General features: G+C 41.8%; 18 protein-coding genes. 16 read left to right on the top strand and 2 right to left on the bottom strand.

Going from position 1 to position 19,376, the window contains the following annotated elements:
- Window positions 1-101 precede the first annotated feature (101 nt).
- From HWE15_RS01775 to HWE15_RS01735, 9 genes are all read left to right on the top strand, one after another.
- Window positions 102-932 (top strand): universal stress protein, encoded by an 831-nt coding sequence (locus HWE15_RS01775; protein WP_290505779.1) that lies wholly within the window; start codon window positions 102-104, stop codon window positions 930-932.
- Window positions 933-938: 6 nt separating this feature from the next.
- Window positions 939-2,174, top strand: a complete 1,236-nt coding sequence (locus tag HWE15_RS01770; protein ID WP_290505778.1) for a cation:proton antiporter — start codon at window positions 939-941, stop codon at window positions 2,172-2,174.
- A 97-nt stretch (window positions 2,175-2,271) separates the two neighbouring features.
- Complete coding sequence (gene hemH / locus HWE15_RS01765) at window positions 2,272-3,300, top strand: ferrochelatase (protein ID WP_290505777.1); 1,029 nt, start codon at window positions 2,272-2,274, stop codon at window positions 3,298-3,300.
- Window positions 3,301-3,377: 77 nt separating this feature from the next.
- Window positions 3,378-4,541: an MFS transporter gene (locus tag HWE15_RS01760; protein ID WP_290505776.1), complete on the top strand. Its 1,164-nt coding sequence runs from the start codon at window positions 3,378-3,380 to the stop codon at window positions 4,539-4,541.
- 60 nt (window positions 4,542-4,601) lie between these two features.
- Entirely contained in the window at window positions 4,602-5,204 is a 603-nt protein-coding gene (locus HWE15_RS01755) for a DUF2179 domain-containing protein (RefSeq protein WP_290505775.1), read from the top strand.
- Window positions 5,205-5,260: 56 nt separating this feature from the next.
- A complete protein-coding gene (locus HWE15_RS01750; protein ID WP_290505774.1) occupies window positions 5,261-5,911 on the top strand; it encodes a methyltransferase in 651 nt (216 codons plus the stop codon).
- Window positions 5,912-6,015: 104 nt separating this feature from the next.
- The gene (locus HWE15_RS01745) at window positions 6,016-7,485 is read left to right on the top strand and encodes an IPT/TIG domain-containing protein (RefSeq protein ID WP_290505773.1); all 1,470 of its coding nucleotides are present in this window, start codon (window positions 6,016-6,018) and stop codon (window positions 7,483-7,485) included.
- A 10-nt stretch (window positions 7,486-7,495) separates the two neighbouring features.
- On the top strand, window positions 7,496-9,901 hold the full coding sequence (locus HWE15_RS01740; protein ID WP_290505772.1) for a TonB-dependent receptor: 2,406 nt from the start codon (window positions 7,496-7,498) through the stop codon (window positions 9,899-9,901).
- 8 nt (window positions 9,902-9,909) lie between these two features.
- Window positions 9,910-10,971, top strand: coding sequence for a DUF4249 domain-containing protein (locus HWE15_RS01735; protein ID WP_290505771.1), 1,062 nt, complete (start codon window positions 9,910-9,912; stop codon window positions 10,969-10,971).
- A 10-nt stretch (window positions 10,972-10,981) separates the two neighbouring features.
- Here HWE15_RS01735 and HWE15_RS01730 read toward each other — a convergent pair whose 3' ends face one another.
- On the bottom strand, window positions 10,982-12,313 hold the full coding sequence (locus HWE15_RS01730) for a saccharopine dehydrogenase C-terminal domain-containing protein (protein ID WP_290505770.1): 1,332 nt from the start codon (window positions 12,311-12,313) through the stop codon (window positions 10,982-10,984).
- A 119-nt stretch (window positions 12,314-12,432) separates the two neighbouring features.
- On the opposite strand from HWE15_RS01730, the gene HWE15_RS01725 reads away from it, so the two are divergent.
- From HWE15_RS01725 to HWE15_RS01705, 5 genes are all read left to right on the top strand, one after another.
- The gene (locus tag HWE15_RS01725; RefSeq protein ID WP_290505769.1) at window positions 12,433-12,915 is read left to right on the top strand and encodes a cytidine deaminase; all 483 of its coding nucleotides are present in this window, start codon (window positions 12,433-12,435) and stop codon (window positions 12,913-12,915) included.
- Window positions 12,912-13,559, top strand: coding sequence for an alpha/beta hydrolase (locus HWE15_RS01720; RefSeq protein ID WP_290505768.1), 648 nt, complete (start codon window positions 12,912-12,914; stop codon window positions 13,557-13,559). Before HWE15_RS01725 ends, HWE15_RS01720 begins: the two co-directional genes overlap by 4 nt.
- Before the next feature lie 93 nt (window positions 13,560-13,652).
- The gene (locus HWE15_RS01715) at window positions 13,653-14,090 is read left to right on the top strand and encodes a UPF0158 family protein (RefSeq protein ID WP_290505767.1); all 438 of its coding nucleotides are present in this window, start codon (window positions 13,653-13,655) and stop codon (window positions 14,088-14,090) included.
- A complete protein-coding gene (locus tag HWE15_RS01710) occupies window positions 14,077-14,913 on the top strand; it encodes a glycerophosphodiester phosphodiesterase family protein (RefSeq protein WP_290505766.1) in 837 nt (278 codons plus the stop codon). Before HWE15_RS01715 ends, HWE15_RS01710 begins: the two co-directional genes overlap by 14 nt.
- Before the next feature lie 83 nt (window positions 14,914-14,996).
- Window positions 14,997-15,497, top strand: coding sequence for a GNAT family N-acetyltransferase (locus HWE15_RS01705; protein WP_290505765.1), 501 nt, complete (start codon window positions 14,997-14,999; stop codon window positions 15,495-15,497).
- A gap of 100 nt (window positions 15,498-15,597) precedes the next feature.
- On the opposite strand, the gene trxA is transcribed toward HWE15_RS01705, so the two are convergent.
- Entirely contained in the window at window positions 15,598-15,960 is a 363-nt protein-coding gene (trxA, locus tag HWE15_RS01700) for a thioredoxin (RefSeq protein ID WP_290505764.1), read from the bottom strand.
- A 158-nt stretch (window positions 15,961-16,118) separates the two neighbouring features.
- On the opposite strand from trxA, the gene HWE15_RS01695 reads away from it, so the two are divergent.
- Both HWE15_RS01695 and carB read left to right on the top strand, forming a co-directional pair.
- Entirely contained in the window at window positions 16,119-16,415 is a 297-nt protein-coding gene (locus HWE15_RS01695) for a hypothetical protein (RefSeq protein WP_290505763.1), read from the top strand.
- 130 nt (window positions 16,416-16,545) lie between these two features.
- A complete protein-coding gene (carB, locus tag HWE15_RS01690; protein ID WP_290505762.1) occupies window positions 16,546-19,365 on the top strand; it encodes a carbamoyl-phosphate synthase large subunit in 2,820 nt (939 codons plus the stop codon).
- Window positions 19,366-19,376 lie beyond the last annotated feature (11 nt).

Below are 19,376 nucleotides of genomic sequence, written 5' to 3'. Positions count from 1 at the left end.
AAAAAAGTTTGTATTCACCTTAATTTGGAATAGCTGAATCCAAAGATTTATGTTGGAGCGAACAAGAAATTTTCATTATTTGAAAAAAATCCCTGTTTTCCATGTTTAAAAAAATTGCGCTGGCCATTGCCTTTTCTCCCCGAATAGAGGCCTTGATTGCAGAAGTCAAACGGCTTGTGATTCTATTTGATACAGAGTTATTGCTGATTCATGTTGGCACAAAAACTCCTGAGCTAGAGGCCAAGTTGGACGAATTACTGGCTCGGCATGGCTGTGACAAGCTACGAACCAAGGTGGTTTGGAAAGAAGGGAAGCCCGTCAAGATGATTGTCAAGGCCTGCGAAGAGGAAAATGTGGATTTATTAGTTGCCGGAGCTTTGAAACAGGAGGGACTTTTCAAATATTACATGGGCACCGTAGGGCGGAAAATCATCCGTAAGGCACCGTGCTCTGTTTTGACGCTGATTGAGCCTAAAGTGGAAACTTCAGAGTTTTCCCGGGTGGTAATCAACGGGACCCAATTAGAGATTACTCCTTATGTGATTGAGAAAGGTTTGGAGTTTTCCAAAATTGTAAAGGCTGACATGGTTTCTATCTTGAATGAAATCAAATTGTACGGCTTACAAATGGGGACAGCGAGTGAGGATTCGGAAGAGGAAATCGCTCAAACCCGTCGGCAATTGGTACAAAATGAGATTGACTATGTCCAAAAAATCCTAGAAAACCTGGATTCTGGAAATCTTAAAATCAACATCAAGGTGACCGGTGGAAAATGGGCTGTGGAATTGGCTCGGTTCTGCGAAAAAACGGAAGCCAATCTCTTAGTAGTAGGGGACAACCGGAAACTAAACTTCTTTGACAGACTCTTTCCACATGACCTGGAAGAGCTTTTGAGTACCTTGCCTTGTAATCTTTTAATCGTAAAAAAATAAACCTCCATGGAAACGTTAAACCATAAGGAGGTTATCAATCTCCTCCTACAGCTTGCTGCCATGTTGATCATGGCGAGGATTTTTGCAGAGATCGCCCGAAAAATCAAACAGCCTGCGGTAGTAGGTGAGATTTTAGCAGGGATTGTATTAGGTCCTACCATTTTGGGAAGTTTGATGCCTGAATTTCACAGCTACCTTTTTGGTAGTCACGACAATACCAATATCGCATTGGATGGTTTTGTGCAGATTTCAGTGGTTCTGCTCTTGTTTATTGCTGGACTGGAAGTGGAACTGCAAATCGTATGGAGCCAAGGAAAAAATGCTTTAAAGATTGCGGTTGCCTCCATGGTACTTCCCATCATCGCAGGATTTGTTGTGGCCTTTGCCTTTCCTGAGTTTTTGGGAGTGAATATCAATGACCGCATGGTTGCTTCGACCTTTTTTGGATTAGCAATCAGTATTACCGCATTGGCAGTTGTCGCCCGTGTATTGATGGATTTAAATCTGTTTAAAACGCCTACAGGCCTGTTGATTATCGCTGCCGCCATGATTGTGGATGTCTTAGGCTGGATCGTATTCTCTGTGATTTTATCACTTTCTGAGACTAGTAGTGGAGGCTTGGGTGTATGGCCAACAATCGGATTGACTTTACTTTTCACCCTAGTAATGCTGACGGTAGGTAAGGGTCTGATCAACAAAACATTGCCTTGGATTAACAAGAAATTGGCCTGGCCGGGAGGCTTACTTTCCCTCTCCTTGGCACTCTGTTTTTTAGCGGCTTCTTTCACGGAATTTATCGGAATTCATGCAATTTTCGGAGCTTTCATCATTGGAGTAGCCTTGGGAGATTCAGAGTATTTGACAGAAAAAGCCAAAGAAATTCTCCACCAGTTTATCAACAATATCTTTGCTCCAATCTTCTTCGTCTCTATTGGATTGAAGGTAAACTTTATCGAGAGCTTCGATTTAGGGGTGACAGGTGTGGTGGTCATTGTCGGTTTGCTGACAAAGTATTATGGAGCCTATTTGGGAGGAAGATTTGCAGGTGTCGGCAGAAAGCAATCCATCATTGCCGGATTTGGTTTGAGTACTCGAGGCAGTATGGATATCATTCTGGGATTGATTGCTTTGGACTATGGGCTAGTTTCGGATTCCCTATTTATTGGCTTAGTAATTTTGGCATTGATCTCTAGTATTGCTTCCGGACCTTTGATGAGGTGGGCCGGAAATTTTAAGGATTAAAAGCTTTTCTCAATCCTTCATCAATTTGTTCAATTGGGTAGAGTTAACTTTCAGATGTAATTTTGGGTTGTAAATATTCACCCACTTAGCAAACAATATGGCAAAGGCTCAGAAAATTGGCGTTTTACTTGTCAATTTGGGAACACCTGATAGTACACAAACTTCGGATGTCCGAAAATATCTTCGCGAATTTTTAATGGATGGACGTGTAATTGACTTTCCATTCATTCCGCGATGGATGTTGGTCAATTTGATCATTGCCCCTTTCCGAGCTCCAAAATCAGCCAAAGAGTATCGAAAGCTTTGGACTGATAGAGGGTCGCCTTTGTTGTTTCATACAGAAGATTTGCGTGATAAACTTATCCCAAAACTAGATCCGGATAAGTTTTTGGTGAAGATCGCGATGCGCTATCAAAATCCTAGTATTGAGAAAGGACTTGCGGAATTGATGGCAGAAAAAGTGAAGAAAATTATTGTGGTCCCACTTTTTCCACAATATGCTTCTGCTACCAATGGTTCTGTAATTGATAAGGTGATGGAGATTGTCAGAGGATGGCAAATTATCCCTGAGATTTCATTCATTAGCAATTTCGTAGAGCATCCACTTTTCTTGCAGGCTTGGGAAGAGTTGGGAAGAGAAATGATGGAAAATGGAGATTATGAGCATTTTGTTTTTTCCTATCATGGTCTTCCAGAGCGTCAAATCCGAAAAGGATCTGTAGATAATTATTGCAAATTGGGCGCATGTTGTAATAAATATGGTCCTAAAAATCAATTCTGTTATCGTGCCCAGTGTTTTCATACCACTCGATTAGTGGCTGGACGATTAGGACTTCCCGAAGAAAAAGTCACGACCTGTTTTCAATCCCGATTAGGAAATGATCCTTGGGTCAAACCTTACACTGAGGATGTGATCAAAGAATTGGCCGAGAAAGGAATTAAAAAAGTATTGGTCTTTTCTCCGGCATTTGTTGCCGACTGTTTAGAAACCACAGTGGAAGTAGGGGAAGAGTACAAAGAGGAGTTTGAAGAACTAGGAGGGGAGCAATGGGATTTGGTTCCAAGTCTAAATTCCTCTGATACTTGGGTTGAATGCATCAAGGATTTGGTTGAAAGCCGAGCCTGATTTGTGACCAATTTTGGAAAATCTGATTGGAATTTCATGATTTTCCCGAAATTCAGAGCTCCTAAAATCCATTCGCTTTGTCCAAAGAAAGAAGCCAGGGCTTACTGCTACTAGGCATTATCCTGATATCCATAAATCTCCGGACATCCATTGCCTCCGTTGGGCCATTGATTCCATTTATCCGGGAGGATTTGGGAATTTCCAATGGCCTAGCGGGTTCACTTACCACGCTGACGCTTTTCACATTCGCGGTTTTTTCATTGTTTTCACCAGGTATTGGAAAACGGATTGGAAACGGGCGGGCAATTTTTCTGGGAATAACGATTCTTTCAATTGGAGTCATTATCCGGGTATTTGGAGGAGTAGAGTTATTATTTTTTGGTACAGCGCTTACCGGCATTGGGATAGTCATTGCCAATGTCCTGATGATTCCTTTTTTCAAGGCGCATCTTCCTGAGAAACTGGGGCTTTTGACAGCAATTCTTTCTACGGGAATGTCACTATTTGCTGCAATCGCTTCAGGAGTCAGTGTTCCCTTAGCAGTGGATTTGGGTTTGGGTTGGAGGGGCTCTTTGGCTTCCTGGGTAGTATTGATGATTTTAGCCCTAGCAGTGTGGTTCCCTCAGGCAGCCGCCAAACCTTCACCAAAATCGGAGATTGAATTAGCAGGTAAAAATGTATGGAAGTCAAAACTTGCTTGGCAGGTTACCCTTTTTATGGGGGCTCAATCGGTGATGTATTTCACGATGGTTACCTGGCTTCCTGATATGTTGATTTTCAAAGGAATGAGCCCTGTGGCATCTGGTATAGCCCTATCTTACATGCAATTAATTTCCTTAATCGGTACCTTCTTCGCACCGGGAATTTTAATGAAACTTCGGCAGCAGCAAGGGGTGATTTTAGGCGTTTCGATTGGATATTTGTTTGGTTATAGTTTGCTTTTCGGGGAACAACAATGGCTGATTTATTTAGCCTTGACCATTATAGGAATTGGGAGTGGTGCAAGTTTAAGTATCGCCTATACCCTTATCTCTCTCCGGACTTTAGAGGATCAAACCACCTCTAAATTATCCGGAATGGTTCAGTCTGCAGGATATATCCTTGCAGCTCTTGGTCCTTTACTTTTTGGGGTTTCCTTGGATTTGGTAGGGAATTGGGACTTTTTGAATTGGTTTTTACTGATAATGACGATTCAGTTTTTGGTTTTCGGCTGGGGAGCCGGAAAGGATCGAAAAATCTGATTCATTTTTTGACTCTAAGCTGGATTTATTCGGCTAATTTTGAGGCAAAATTCCAAAGCTATGCAAGAGTTTTTCACTGAAATGGGTTTTTCCGAACAGGTATTCACCTATTTCATTATGCCTGCACTCATCTTTATAGCCCGAGTTGGTGATGTGTCCATCAACACCCTCCGGATTATGTTCATGATGAATGGGAAAAAGAATATTGCCCCCATTTTGGGTTTTTTTGAAGCGCTGATTTGGTTGCTAGCGATTGGGCAGATTTTTCAGAATATCAATAACCCCATTTCCTACATAGCCTATGCAGCTGGCTTTGGAATGGGAACATACGTGGGTATGCGTTTTGACGAAAAACTTGCTCTGGGCCGTGTCTTGGTTCGTGTGATTACTCCTAAGCCGCTGCCAGAATTAGTGGAATACATGAAGGAAAAAGACTATCGGTTCACAAGTGTGGGAGCAGAGGGAAGATATGGAAAGGTAAATTTACTTTTTACGGTAATGAAGCGGGATAGCTTGCAGACTTTTATTGATAAGGTGAAATCCCTTGATGAAAAAGCCTTCTATACTATTGAAAGCGTCAAGCGAATTTCTGAAGATGACCTGAACGTGATGGAAGATAAGCCCCGTTTTAGAGCTTGGTTGGGTAGAAAAGCCCGAATTTAATGGGGAATTCCTGGTTTCAGTTTCAGCAATTCCGAGTGGAGCAAGACCGCTGTGGCATGAAAATTTCCACAGATGCGGTACTACTAGGAGCGCTTGCCAGTCATAAGAACCCGATGACAATTCTGGATATTGGAACGGGAACAGGAGTGATTGCTTTGATGCTGGCACAGCGTTTTGGAGATGCTTTTGTGACCGGTGTGGAATTAGATTCGGAAGCGGCCGAACAGGCTGAGGAGAATTTCAATGCAAGTCCTTTCTCCTCCAGAATGAATTTGAGAGTTGTAAAGATTCAAGACTTTCAGGTGGATCGTCGGTTTGATTTAATCGTGAGCAATCCGCCCTATTTTACAGATCATTTGCAACCGAAAGACAAACAACGCTTACGAGCTCTTCACACGGATGAACTTTCTTTTCCAGATTTGGCAGGATCAGTGTCCAACCTTCTCGCAGAACATGGGGAGTTTTGGGTGATTTTACCTCCCTCAGAAATGGAAGGGTTGGCCGCGATATTAGACGATGCAGGGCTTTACACGGCTAGATCTATTCTTATCCAAGACAGCCCTCTGAAAAAACCTCATCGGAGAATATGCGCTTTTCAACGAGTAAACCAATCAGCAAAGGAAGAATTAATTCATCTCAAGGATGAGAAAGGGGGTTTTTCTGACACTTATCAAAAGCTTATTTCAGGGTTCTTGTTGGGTTACTGAGAAATTCTTTTTCATTTAACCAAAATAAGAATAGAAGATTTGGGATAATCGTTGTAAAAGGAATCGATTTCTATATTTTTGACCTTTTAAACAAACTACCACACATGTTGAAAGTACGGTTTTTGGGAATCTTAGCCATTTTTCTTTTGCTGGGAATATCCTGCACAGAAGAGGAGCAAGGCGTGACCTTTGTGACCACTGAGGAAGTGCTTTTCGCCAGTGGAGATCAAGTACGTCTTTTGGGAAGGGTAATCAGTGATCAAGATATTCAAATTCAGGATCATGGATTTTATATGTCGGAAGATGAAGCCTTTTTAAATCCGCAGACTGTTTCCTTGGGAGCAAAAAATGGACCCGGAAGATTTATAGGAGAGATTTCCGGATTGAAACTTGGGACTACTTATTTCGCAAAATCTTTCATTAACCTAGGAGGGGAAGTTGAATTTGGAAATGTAATCGAATTATCTACTCTGGAGCCAGCTATTAAAACCTTTTCACCCATTTTTGGGGGAGTTGGTGAAGAGGTATTTATCGAAGGTAGAAATTTTGGAGAGGGGACTCGGGTGTTTTTCGGTGATCAGGAAGCCCAAATACTCGAAAATATCTTGCAAAGTAGATTGCTTGTGAGGATTCCTAGCCCTAAAGGAGAGTCAAAAGTTCCCATTAGGGTTTTGATTCAAGATAATGAAGTCAGCTCTTCGACACTTTTTGAGTATCAAATTGGGACATTCGAAAAAGTAAGCTCTTATCCTCAGGATATCCGGATTTACGATAATGTGTTTTTCCAAAATGGAGCAGATAGATTTTATGTTGGCTTAGGATCAGAAAGAAGACTTTCTTTTATTTCAGGGTTTCAACGGTATGATCTGACTTCTGCTTCTTGGGAATTTGTTTCCTTCCCCGGGTTAAACCGGTCGTATGCCTTCTTTACTGACAATTATGTGGGCGGGGGGCTTTCACAATTAGGTTCCAACCCTTTGGTTTTTGATCCTACTTTTTGGCAACTGAATGGAGAGAAGTTTATTCAAATGCCTGACTTACCTTTTTCGACACGAGATGCTTTGGCCTTCGAACTTGGAGGAGATTTATTCGTGATTGGAAAAAATGCGGGATTAGTACCATTTTTTTGGAGATTCAAAGTAGCGACTAAAAACTGGGAAATTTTAGCTAATGGTCCAGAAGCTTTTTCTCGTGATGATGTCTCATTTACATATCAAGGTAAGGCATACATTGTGAGTTCTACAGATGCTTCTGTTTGGACTTTTGATCCCGTGCAATCAGAGTGGCAAATGGTTTCAACCTATCCAGGTTCTTTGGGAAATGGAAGAGGTATGGCCCGTGTTATAGGTGAAAAGGCATATATCGGTTTGTTCGAACGAACGAATGATTTATGGGAGCTTGATTTGACGAACTTTTCTTGGACTCGAAAAAATCCCATGCCTGGATTACCTCAGAGCATACTGGTAGCCCACTTTGTAAGCGGGTCTTCAATTTATATCATGCGTGTTCCTGATATTACCCTAGCAGGACAGTTTCCTATGGATTTCTATCGCTTTGACCCAAATGGGATTTAAAATAGATTTTATGAAAAAATTACTTTTCACCTGTTTGGCCTTTCTGATCTTGCAAGGTGTTGCTGCGCAAGATCAAATCAAGCGTACGGTTATTGGTCGCGATATCGGTCAGTTGAAGGATATACGAATAGCAGGTCGTATCATCGACGAGATTACCGGAGAAGCCTTGGTTGGAGCGACTGTGAGTATTCCGGAAATAAATCAAACCAAAATCACCGATAACAACGGAGAGTTTGAATTTATTTTGGATCGGGCAGAATATACCTTGGAGTTTCGTTACGTGGGCTATGAGAGCATAACTTATCCCATTGTGGCGGTAGGAGATGGGAGAATATCCATGCGAATGATTCAAGAGGATTTTCAATTGGAGGATGTGGTCATATTTGGACGTGATCCGGAAAAAAATATTCGATCCACCGATATGGGTGCCATCACCATGAGCATGAATACTATCCGGGAACTTCCTCCATTTTTGGGTGAGGTGGATATTATCCGCTCGATGGCGACATTGCCAGGAGTTTCTCAAGTAGGCGAAGCTGCAGCAGGATTGAATGTAAGGGGAGGTGGAGCTGATCAAAACTTGATTCAATTTGCAGGTGCTCCAATTTATAATCCTACCCATCTTTTCGGCTTGTTTACTTCCTTTAATGCCGATATCGTCAATGATGTAACACTTTATAAATCAGTAATTCCACCTCGATTTGGAGGTAGGGGGTCTTCAATCTTGGATATTCTTCCCAAGGCTGGGAGTATAGATCGATGGGGAGGAGATTTGATGTTGAGTAATTATTCAGGTAAAATCGGGATTAATGGGCCCTTGGTAAAGGATAAAGTGTCTATTCGTGGAGGTTTTCGGGGTTCTTATATCAATTGGTTCTTGAATTCATTGAGCAACCCGGATTTGAAAAATTCGCAGGCGAATTTTTATGATGGAAACTTGGTGATTTCTGCTCCAATTTCAGAGAATCAAGAGTTTACCTACAGCTATTATACCTCCTATGATGATTTTGCCTTTGCTTCGGATACAACGATTTCCTGGAAAAACAATTCTCATTCCTTGGGATGGAAAGGCCATTTTGGAGAAAAAGTGGGTATTCAGGCTTTGGGGTATTTGACAGAATATGATTACAGTATCTTCAACCGTTCGGGAATCAATGATTTCGATCTCAACTCTGGAATCGTTGATTATGGGGCGAAAATTTTTGCCACTTATTCCCTTTCTCCTGCGAACACCATTACCATTGGAGGAGACTTTAAAGATTTAACCATACAGCCAGGTGAGTTGGTGCCGACAAATCAACAAGAATCTGGAATTCTACCTCAAAAGGTGCAGGAAGAATATGGAAGAGAAATGGGTGCACATTTTCAGCATGAATTTGAAATCGGAGAAAAATTCGGGATGTCTTATGGCCTCCGCTATGATCTCTTTCAATATTTCGGACCACGAACGGTTCGACAGTATGCAGAAAATCAGCCTATATCAGATGGAAGCGCAATTGGTGAGACCACGTATGGGGATGGAGAAAAAATAATATCCTATGACGGGTTGGGCCCTCGGGCTTCTATTCGCTACTCTCTTTCCAAATACAGTTCAATCAAGGCAGGGTACAATAAGATGTATCAATTCATCCACCTGATTTCCAATACAGCTACTATTGCTCCAACAGATATTTGGAAGCTTAGTGATGAATTTTTGAAACCTCAAATTGTAGATCAGTATTCCTTAGGATTTTACAACAATTTCAAGGGCAACATCTTCGAGACCTCCATTGAGGTTTACTACAAAGACATTCAAAATGTGGTCGAGTATAAAGATGGCGCAAATCTGATTTTGCAAAACCATGTGGAAACTGAATTGGTGCCTGCACAGGGAAGAGCCTACGGGGTGGAACTGTATGTGAAAAAGAACCTAGGTCGTTTGACGGGTTGGGTTTCCTATACCTATTCACGAAGTCTCCGACAGGTGATTACTGCTTTTGAAGAGGAAATTATCAATGATGGGGAATGGTTTGCTTCCAATTTCGACAAGCCACATGATGTTACCTTGATTGGGAATTACAAGTTGAGCACCAATACTTCCGTTTCCGCTACATTCGGCTATAGTACAGGTAGACCAGTAACCTTCCCGGAAGCCAAATTTGATTATGCCGGAAATAGCTTGGCGTATTTCAATCGACGAAACGAACAGCGATTACCAGATTTTCACCGCCTGGATCTTGCTGTGAATTTTAAACTTAAAGGCCAAGGGCGATTCTTTGAGGATGGAGATTGGACATTTTCGATCCTGAATGTTTATGCCCGAAAGAATCCTTTTTCTCTGTTTTTTGTGGATGAAGCAGGAGCACCTCCTCAAGCCCTTCGATTGGCTGTGTTAGGGGTTCCGCTTCCAAGTTTGAGTTATTCAATCAAGTTCTGATGCCAACTATGTTCAAAAGACTCATATATATTCTGCTTTTGTTGCCTATGGCCTGTATCGATCCTTATGAAGTAGGGTTGGATACGGGAGAGCAATTGTTAACGGTAGAGGCTGTTTTGACCTCTGTCCCTGGAAGGCAAGAAGTAAGATTGACTCGAAGTGATACCTACGGGTCGGTTTTTGAAGGCTTGATTAGACCTGTTCGTGGTGCAACAGTGGTCGTACGGGATGATTTGGGTGAAGTGGTTTTTTTGGAAGAAAATTCTGAAGACCGAGGAAGTTATCTAACTCCACCCGGTTTTGCAACGCGCCCCGGAAGGTCCTACACGCTTCAGATTCAGACACCTGAAGGAAAAGTGTATTCGTCTTTTCCTGAAACAGTTAATCCAGTTCCTGATATTAATTCGCTTTCGATAGAAACGATTACTATCCCTGTTGAAGGGGAAGAAAATGTCCGGTCTGGAATTCAGTTGATCGTGGATATTCAGGATCCTGCTGAGGAAAACAATTTCTATTTATGGAAGCATGGTCCTTCTGTTTATATACTGGAGACTAGACCGGATATATTTACTCCTCGTCCATCTGACACCAATCCAAGTCGGGATCCTCAACCCAAAGACTGTTGCATTGCTTGCTTTAGAACAGAGCAAGTGGATAACAGTGGTATTTACATTTCAAATGATGATAATTTCAATGGGTTAAATACCCGATTGGTGGCTGGATTTGTGGAGGATGACGGGCTTCGATTTGTGAATACCTATCGAATCGATCTGCGACAAATCAGCATTTCTCAAGAAGCTTATCGATTCCTTCGATTGGTTAAGCAGCAGACCGAAATCAGCGGTTCTGTTTTTGATCCGCCTCCCGCAAATATTCGAGGAAATATGATCAATCTGGAAGACCCGGAGGAGGTTGTTTTGGGGTATTTTATTGCAGGTGCGGAGACGGTTAGACGGATTTATGTTGACAAGTCACAACTTACCTTCGCTCAGCCTAGAAGTATTATTCCAGATGATTGTCGCGTCGTGGAAGGAGCCCAATTGGATCCTCCGGCAGATTGGAATCCTTAATTTTCCAATTTTAGGATTCTAGGACCTTTTCTTCGAAATGAATGCCAAAATCTTCTAGCCGGTCCAAAATCGGCAGGTAGATTTCTGGAATAATCGGAAGATGAAGACCCGTAAGCTGAATCTTCCCTTCCAAAAATAAATCTACAGCGATAGCTAAGGGGAGTCCAACGGTTTTTGCCATGGCGGTATGGTCTGAATTTTCCCCTTTTACAACCAGGCTTGAGATCAATTTTCGAATGGTATTATTCTCCTTGATTTCAAACTGATGTTGCATGACGATCATGTCCCGATCATCTGGCTTTAAGGTCCATTCTTTCTCCAAGATTGCTTGAAGAATTTTGGCTGGCGAACCTTGATAAATTGGGAGCGAATCATGGGAGAACAATCTCAGCCATTGGATTTTTTCAAATGTTGGAAAATCCAGATCCGGGATGTAACTGCTTAATTTTTCTTCCACAGATCGGTTTGGATCGAATGGAAGGAAGCTGTTTAGGAAATCCCGTTTGGTGCTGTTTTGGGGAGGATGTAATTCAATGCTATCATCGGTAAGCCCAAGTTGTACCAATACATCCCATGCTTTTGCGAAGCCGGTTCTGCGTAGCGTTCCTCTTAGCACGGTAGGGATATTTTCTAGGCCATAGATTTTGCGGTAGCCTAAAGAATCCCGATTTGGATAGCCTTCAAATTCACCTAAATTTTCGAATTCCACTTTTTGAACTCTCTTGAAAACTTGGTGATAGGGGATGTATTTCAGCTTGGATTGTTCGATGTAACGTGACATACCTTGCCCTGCCAAAACCACATTGCGAGGATTCCAGGTGAATTTATACCTCCATGGATTGTCCTCACACTCGGGAGAAAGCAAGCCGCCTGCAAAAGACTTAAATGAAATAATTTCTGCCCCCTCAGCTCCTACCTCATCGATGACTTTTTTTGCCGACATATGGTCAATACCCGGATCCAAGCCACATTCATTTAGAAAGAAGAGTCCCTTTTCTTTTATTTGAGGCTCGAGTTGACGCATTTCTTTGCTTTCATAGGAAGCCGAGAAAAAGTGTTTTCCTAAGGCTAAGCAATCCGCGGCAACCTGGGGATGCATTCGGGCAGGAAGCATGGAAATAACCACGTCTGATTCCTCAATGAGCGCTTTTCGAGCCTCTTCATCTGAAATATCCAAAGCTCTTGCTTCGGTATTCGCCTTTCCTTTCAGCTTCCGTTTTGCCAGCTCAACATCTAAATCTGCAAGTGTTAATTGCCGGCCTTTCGAAGGTGCTTGGTCTGCCAGGTAGTCAATTAAAAAAGTAGCGGATTTTCCACCGCCAAGAATTAAAATTCGCTTCATCGTGTAGGGTTTTGATTCTTAAAATTGAGGAATAAAAACCGGAGGAAAAAAGTCTTTGGAGGGAAATTCATAAACATTTGCACAGGTTTTTCGTCTAATTCTTTCCATATTCAACAACCATGGAAAAAATCCCTATTCAATCTGAAATCAAAGTCCTTGACTTCCAGGAATTAAGTACCGAAGAGCAAAATTTAGTATTGGCTGCAAAGAAAATCAGCGAGCAAGCCTATGCTCCCTATTCCAATTTTCAAGTGGGAGCAGCGGTACAATTGGCTGATGGAACACTTTTGCAAAGCAGTAATCAGGAAAATGTGAGCTTTCCTGCAGGAGTTTGTGCGGAACATTTGGTACTGAGTTATGCGGGCGCGAATTTTCCTCAAGTCGCCCCAGTCTCCCTTGCAATCGTCGCTAAAAAACGAGAAGAAAACCAATGGGCTTTTGTTACCCCTTGTGGTATTTGCAGACAGGTGATCAATGAAGTGGAGAATCGCTTCCAGCAGCAAATCAAATTGATTGTTCTACGACCTGATGAGCGATATTTTGTGATTACCGGAATTTCCAATTTACTTCCCTTGAAATTTGACGATTTGAATTCCCGATGATCCAAAATACTCATGTTTTCCCATATGAAGCGCGCTATTTCCTTTCTCATGAACCAAGTGCTTCACCTGATGACCTTTGGGTAGTTTTTCATGGATATGGGCAGTTGGCAGAGTTTTTTCTCCGTAAATTCCTTCCTTTTGCGAGTGCAAAGCGTCTTTTTTTGGCTCCAGAAGGTACTAATTATTTTTACCTTCAGGATTTCAAGGGTAGAGTTGGAGCAAATTGGATGACCCGTCACGAACGGGAACTTGCCATTGCCAACAATCATCGGTTTCTAAATTCATTGATTGAAAAATATCTGAAGGAATTCCATGCAAAACCTCGTATTCATGTCTTGGGCTTTTCCCAAGGGGCAGCCACTGCAACCCGCTGGGCTAGTCAAGGGGAGTTCCAAGTAGCAAGTTTTGTACTGTGGGCTGGGGGATTTGCAGAAGATATGGTATTGGATGTAGCTCGTGAGAAATTTGAAAACACTCGAATTTCTATGGTTTTGGGAAACCAGGATGAAGTGATTTCCCAAGATAGTTTGAAGAGGCAAAAGGAATTGATTCAACGATTGGGAAACCCAGTAAATCAATTGACTTTTGAAGGTGGACATGAATTAAATTCAGAGCTTTTGACAAAAATTATTGAGAATGTGTAAAGGCTTAAATTTTTGGCTTTTCTTTTGCAATGAAAAAAACGATTTGTACAAAGTTTGACTTTGATTATTTTTCCTGAAATTTTCTAAAAATCAATGCTTTCGCTTACTGACCAAGAGGTAGACCGAATTTCTACCCAGCTCCTAAAAGGAATGGTGTGTTTCTTCCAAGTAGACAAGAGAAAAATCCACCAAATGCCTGATGACGAGGATTATTTCAATTATGATCTGACCCCAGAAGAGGAGGATATCCTTGATGAAATTGATGCCAATCCAGATAATTTTGCCGAATTCACCAAAATGGAACTCTCCCAAGAGCATCAGATCATGCAGGACTTCATTGATCGCAATGTTCGAGAGCGAAATTTGGCGGAGGACTTGGTAAATGCCTTGACAAAACCTAAATCGCTTACCGCGTATAAGTTTTTGATTGATGAATCCAAGTATAAAGATCAGTGGCAGGAATATCGAAAAGGGAAGTACATGGATTGGGTTCGTGAGCAGGTCGACGGATTCAATTATGCAGAGGAATAAACTGAAAAAGCGATCTCCTTTCGTTTTCTCGTTACTTCTTCTTTGCTTTATTTCCTCGAATTTTTCCTTCAGCCAAAGCCTTATTCAAAAGCTTTCCGATGAAAGAGTTTCGGTAGTGTCCCATCGAGGAGTTTTTGATGGCAATTCATTGGAAAACTCTTTGAATGGAATACGGCAAGCACTAGTTTTTGGTATTGATTTTTTTGAGGTTGATGTCCGAAAAGGGGGAGATGGTGAGTTATACCTTTTGCATGATAAAAGCTTGGACCGAACAACCCAAGGTATCGGGCTACTAGAAGAGAAGTCGGAAGAGGAGCTTAGCCAAATCCTTTTGAAAGAATCTGGTGAACCCTTGCCTAAGTTTTCTCAACTGCTTCAATTCGCTTTAAATCAAGAGATTTATTTAATGTTGGATGTCAAGGAGCCCATTCTTCCTGAAGTAATGGAAGCGGTTCGATCCTTTGGGCTTTCTGACAGGTGTTTGCTGCTGACCTTTGACCGAGAACGTGCAACTGAAGCACTAAAGATTTCCGATGAATTTTTAATTTCTGTTTTGGTAAACAATTCAGATGACTTGAACTTCTATCAAGGTCTTTTTTCCGAGCGGAAATTCTTAGCCTATGTTTCCAAAGATGCACCTTTAGACTTATTCCAATTAGTCCGAAATCAATCTATCCAAATTGTGACGGATGTTATGGGGACTGTCGAGGCAAATGCTCAGCTGGATAAAGGAAGGAGTTATCTGGTTTTTCAAGAAAAACGGCATGCTTCTGTTATTGTAAGTGACTTTCCCATCTTACTTCAGGAGCGCCTTCAAAAGTGAGTTTCTCGCTGTAGACTTTCCAGATTTTTTCTTTCCTGTTTTTGTTAGTAATTTATTGGTAACTTTTTCAAAACCAGCACGAAATGATTTCCGATTCAAGCATTAGTGTCAGAAATAATTTGCAACCCGGAGACTTGGGGCAAATAGCCGCTTTACATGGACGAATTTATTTTGAAGAACATGGGTTTGGGATGGGTTTTGAAGCCTATGTGATGGATAGCCTTTTAGAATTTTATCGGCAATTTGATTCCAATCGTGATCGGGTTTGGGTGGTAGAAAAGGAAGGGAAAATGATCGGGTTCTTACTTTTAATGCACAGGCAGGATGCTCAGGCGCAGTTACGTTATTTTATTTTGGAAAAGCCTTATCGAGGGATGGGACTGGGTAAAAAACTGATGGAGGAATGGATGGATTTTTACAGGGAAAAAGGATACAAAGGGGCTTTCCTGTATACTACATCCGGCTTGGATCCAGCGGTTAGTTTATACGAACGATTTGGATTTAAAAAAGTCAGTCAGATTAAATCCCGGAATTTTGGAGTTCCTCTTTTGGAAATGTTGTATCGATTGGATTCTGAAAAGTGATTTGTTTCAAGTCCTTTTTCAATAAAGGGTTCAAAATCATTAGAAATGAAAAAACCGGAGCCAGTTGACTCCGGTTTTCGCTTTATATGGGTGTTGATTCTTAAGATGCAGAGCTCAACAATTCTTTTTGGATCACTTCTTCCAAGATATGCTTAGGCAATGCTCCTGCTTGCATCATAGGCTGCTTGTCCATTGGGATAAACAGAATGCTTGGAATGCTTCGAATCTGAAATACTGCAGAAAGTTCCTGTTCTACCTCAGTATCTACCTTATAGATAACAATGTCCGGATTTTCATTAGCCAGTTCTTCCAAGATAGGGGCAACCATTTTGCATGGTCCACACCAATCTGCATAGAAATCTATAATTGCAGGCTTGGAGCCTTTGAATTTCCACTCTCTTTCTGTCGTATAATCAAATACTTCTTCTTTGAATTTCTGGGTTGTAAGTTTTACGGTAGGCATAGTAGTGCTATTTTGTGGTGTAAAGGTAAGAAATAAGAATTGGCGAAAGTTGTAACCCAGGTTACATAAGGAGTCATCCTGTTTAGAGACTGCAAGCTGATTTGATGCCGTCTTTATTATAGCCAATCCTTAGTCTTATAAAGTTAAAAATCTTAATCATGAATAAAGAAAAAAAGACCTTCCCCCAAGGCTATTTCATTCTAATGGGAACACTTCTGGGCTTGCCAATTGGAATCGCTTTCTCTTTAGCCATCGGAAATTTTGCCTTTGTAGGTACGGGGATGGCAATTGGACTACCAATTGGAATTGCTTTGGAAGAAAAGTATAAAAAGGAAGGTCGAATTAGGAAGGATCAACCCGGACAAAAGGAAACTAAAAAGAAGGTTTTGTTTTTAATTGTGGGCATTACCCTAGCATTGGTAATCCTTACAATTAGCTACCTGAAGTTTAAATAGCTCCCTTAAAGAGATTTATTTTGATAGATCAGGTACTTTCATCATTCTTTACCATGAGCCTTCCGAATAATTTTCTAATTTTGCCCCAATTTGGACTTAAGTAAAAATATCCTCTCAACTCACCTTTCAAATGCCAAAAGACAGTAGCATCAAGCACGTTCTCATTATCGGTTCAGGTCCCATCGTCATCGGTCAAGCTTGTGAATTTGACTATTCTGGTTCGCAAGCAGCACGATCGCTCCGGGAAGAAGGAATCATCGTCACCCTGATCAATTCCAACCCGGCAACGATCATGACTGACCCAGTCACTGCTGATAATGTTTATCTGCTGCCTCTGGAAAAGAAATCAATCAGAAAAATTTTAACTGACCACCCGGATATCGATGCTGTTCTGCCGACTATGGGTGGTCAAACTGCATTAAACCTAGCCATCGATTGTGAGAAGGCAGGGATTTGGAAGCACCACAATGTGCGGATGATTGGTGTGGATATCGATGCGATCGATACAGCTGAAAATAGGGAGAAATTTAAGGAGTTGATGGAGAAAATTGGGGTGGGTGTCTGCAAGGGTGCAACAGCTACTTCCTTTCTTCAGGGAAAAGAAATTGCGCAGGAAATTGGCTTCCCACTGATTATTCGTGCTTCCTACACTTTGGGAGGGGCTGGAGGCGCGTTTGTGGAGACAAAGGAAGAATTTGAAAAAGCGCTATCGGCTGGATTGCAAGCTTCACCAGTTCACGAGGTTTTAATTGAGCAAAGTATCCTGGGTTGGAAAGAGTATGAGTTGGAGGTAATGCGGGATAATATCGGGAACATGATTGTTATCTGTTCCATTGAGAACTTTGACCCGATGGGAGTACATACAGGAGACTCCATAACGGTGGCTCCTGCGATGACACTTCCTGACACCGTTTATCAGCGGATGCGGAATTATGCAATAACCATGATGAACTCCATCGGTAATTTCGCCGGAGGCTGTAATGTACAGTTTGCTGTCAGTCCAGATAACCAAGAAATTATTGGTATTGAGATTAACCCTCGGGTTTCTCGTTCATCTGCTTTGGCTTCCAAGGCAACCGGGTACCCGATTGCAAAAGTGGCCGCGAAACTCGCAATTGGCTATAATTTGGATGAATTATCCAATTCTATTACGGGAACCACTTCCGCGTATTTTGAGCCATCTATCGACTATGTAATCGTTAAAATCCCAAGATGGAACTTTGATAAATTCAAGGGCTCTGACCGTCGATTGGGACTTTCTATGAAGGCCGTTGGAGAGGTAATGGGAATTGGTCGGAATTTCCAAGAGGCTTTGCAGAAGGCCTGCCAGTCTTTGGAAATCAAAAGAAATGGACTAGGAGCCGACGGAAAAGAACTTCGGGACCAAGATAAGATTCTTTACTCCTTGGCGAATCCGAGCTGGAATCGTCTTTTCCATGTGTATGATGCATTCAAATTGGGAATTTCCTTTCGTACTATCCACGACTTAACCAAAATCGATAAGTGGTTCCTCAAGCAAATTGAAGAACTGATTCACTTGGAAGCGGAAATCGAGAAATTCACAATTGAAACTATTCCGTTTGAGGTTATGGATTTAGCCAAGAAAAAAGGCTATGCTGACCGTCAGATTGCGCATTTGTTAGGCTGCTTGGAAAGTGAGGTCTTCAACAAGCGCTACATGGAAATGGGGATCAAGCGAGTATATAAACTCGTAGATACCTGTGCAGCCGAATTTGAGGCTCAAACACCTTACTATTATTCTTCTTTCGGGGAGGAAAATGAGTCCATCCAAACAGACACAAAGAAAGTGGTTGTTTTGGGATCTGGACCAAACCGTGTGGGGCAGGGAATTGAATTTGACTACTCTTGCGTACATGGGGTTTTGGCGGCGAAAGAATGTGGCTATGAGACTATCATGATCAACTGTAATCCGGAAACGGTATCTACTGACTTTGATGTCGCGGATAAGCTTTACTTCGAACCGGTATTCTGGGAGCATATTTATGAAATCATCCTTCACGAGAAACCAGAAGGCGTAATTGTACAATTGGGTGGTCAGACTGCTTTGAAGTTGGCCGAAAAGCTCGATAAGTATGGAATCAAAATCATAGGAACCAGCTTTGAGGCATTGGATTTGGCTGAGGATAGAGGTCTGTTTTCAACCTTGTTGAAAGATAATAATGTCCCTTACCCTGAGTTTGGTACCATTCACAATACCGACGAAGCATTAGAGCTTTGCAAGAAAATTGGATTCCCGCTTTTGGTACGTCCAAGTTATGTATTGGGTGGTCAAGGGATGAAAATTGTGATCAATGAGAAAGAACTTGAGGAGCATGTGGTCAATGTCTTGAAAGACATTCCAAACAATGAGATTCTTTTGGATCATTTCTTAGAAGGAGCGATTGAGGCGGAAGCGGATGCGATATGCGATGGAGAAAATGTGTATATCATCGGAATCATGCAGCACATCGAGCCAGCCGGTATCCACTCCGGAGATTCCTATGCGGTGCTTCCTCCATACAACTTGGGAGATTTGGTGATTCGACAGATTGAAACCTACACGGAGCGTATTGCTTTGGCCTTGAAGACCAAAGGCTTGATTAATATTCAGTTTGCGATCAAAAATGACAAAGTATATGTGATCGAAGCCAACCCGAGAGCTTCCCGAACCGTACCATTTATCTGCAAAGCTTATCAGGAGCCTTACGTGAATTATGCGACCAAGGTGATGTTGGGAGAGAAAAAAGTGACGGATTTTGAATTCAATCCGGTGAAGAAGGGTTATGCTATCAAGGAACCTGTTTTCTCCTTCCATAAATTCCCAAATGTAAATAAGGAGCTAGGGCCTGAAATGAAGTCCACAGGAGAGGCGATTTACTTTATCGATGACCTCATGGACGATTATTTCCTTAAAATCTACTCAGAGCGTAACCTGTACTTGAGTAGATAATTTCAAAAGAA

The organism is Algoriphagus sp. (genome assembly GCF_013373065.1).
In the GTDB taxonomy this organism is placed as follows: Bacteria; Bacteroidota; Bacteroidia; order Cytophagales; family Cyclobacteriaceae; genus Algoriphagus.
This window is presented reverse-complemented; position numbering and strand designations above follow the sequence as displayed.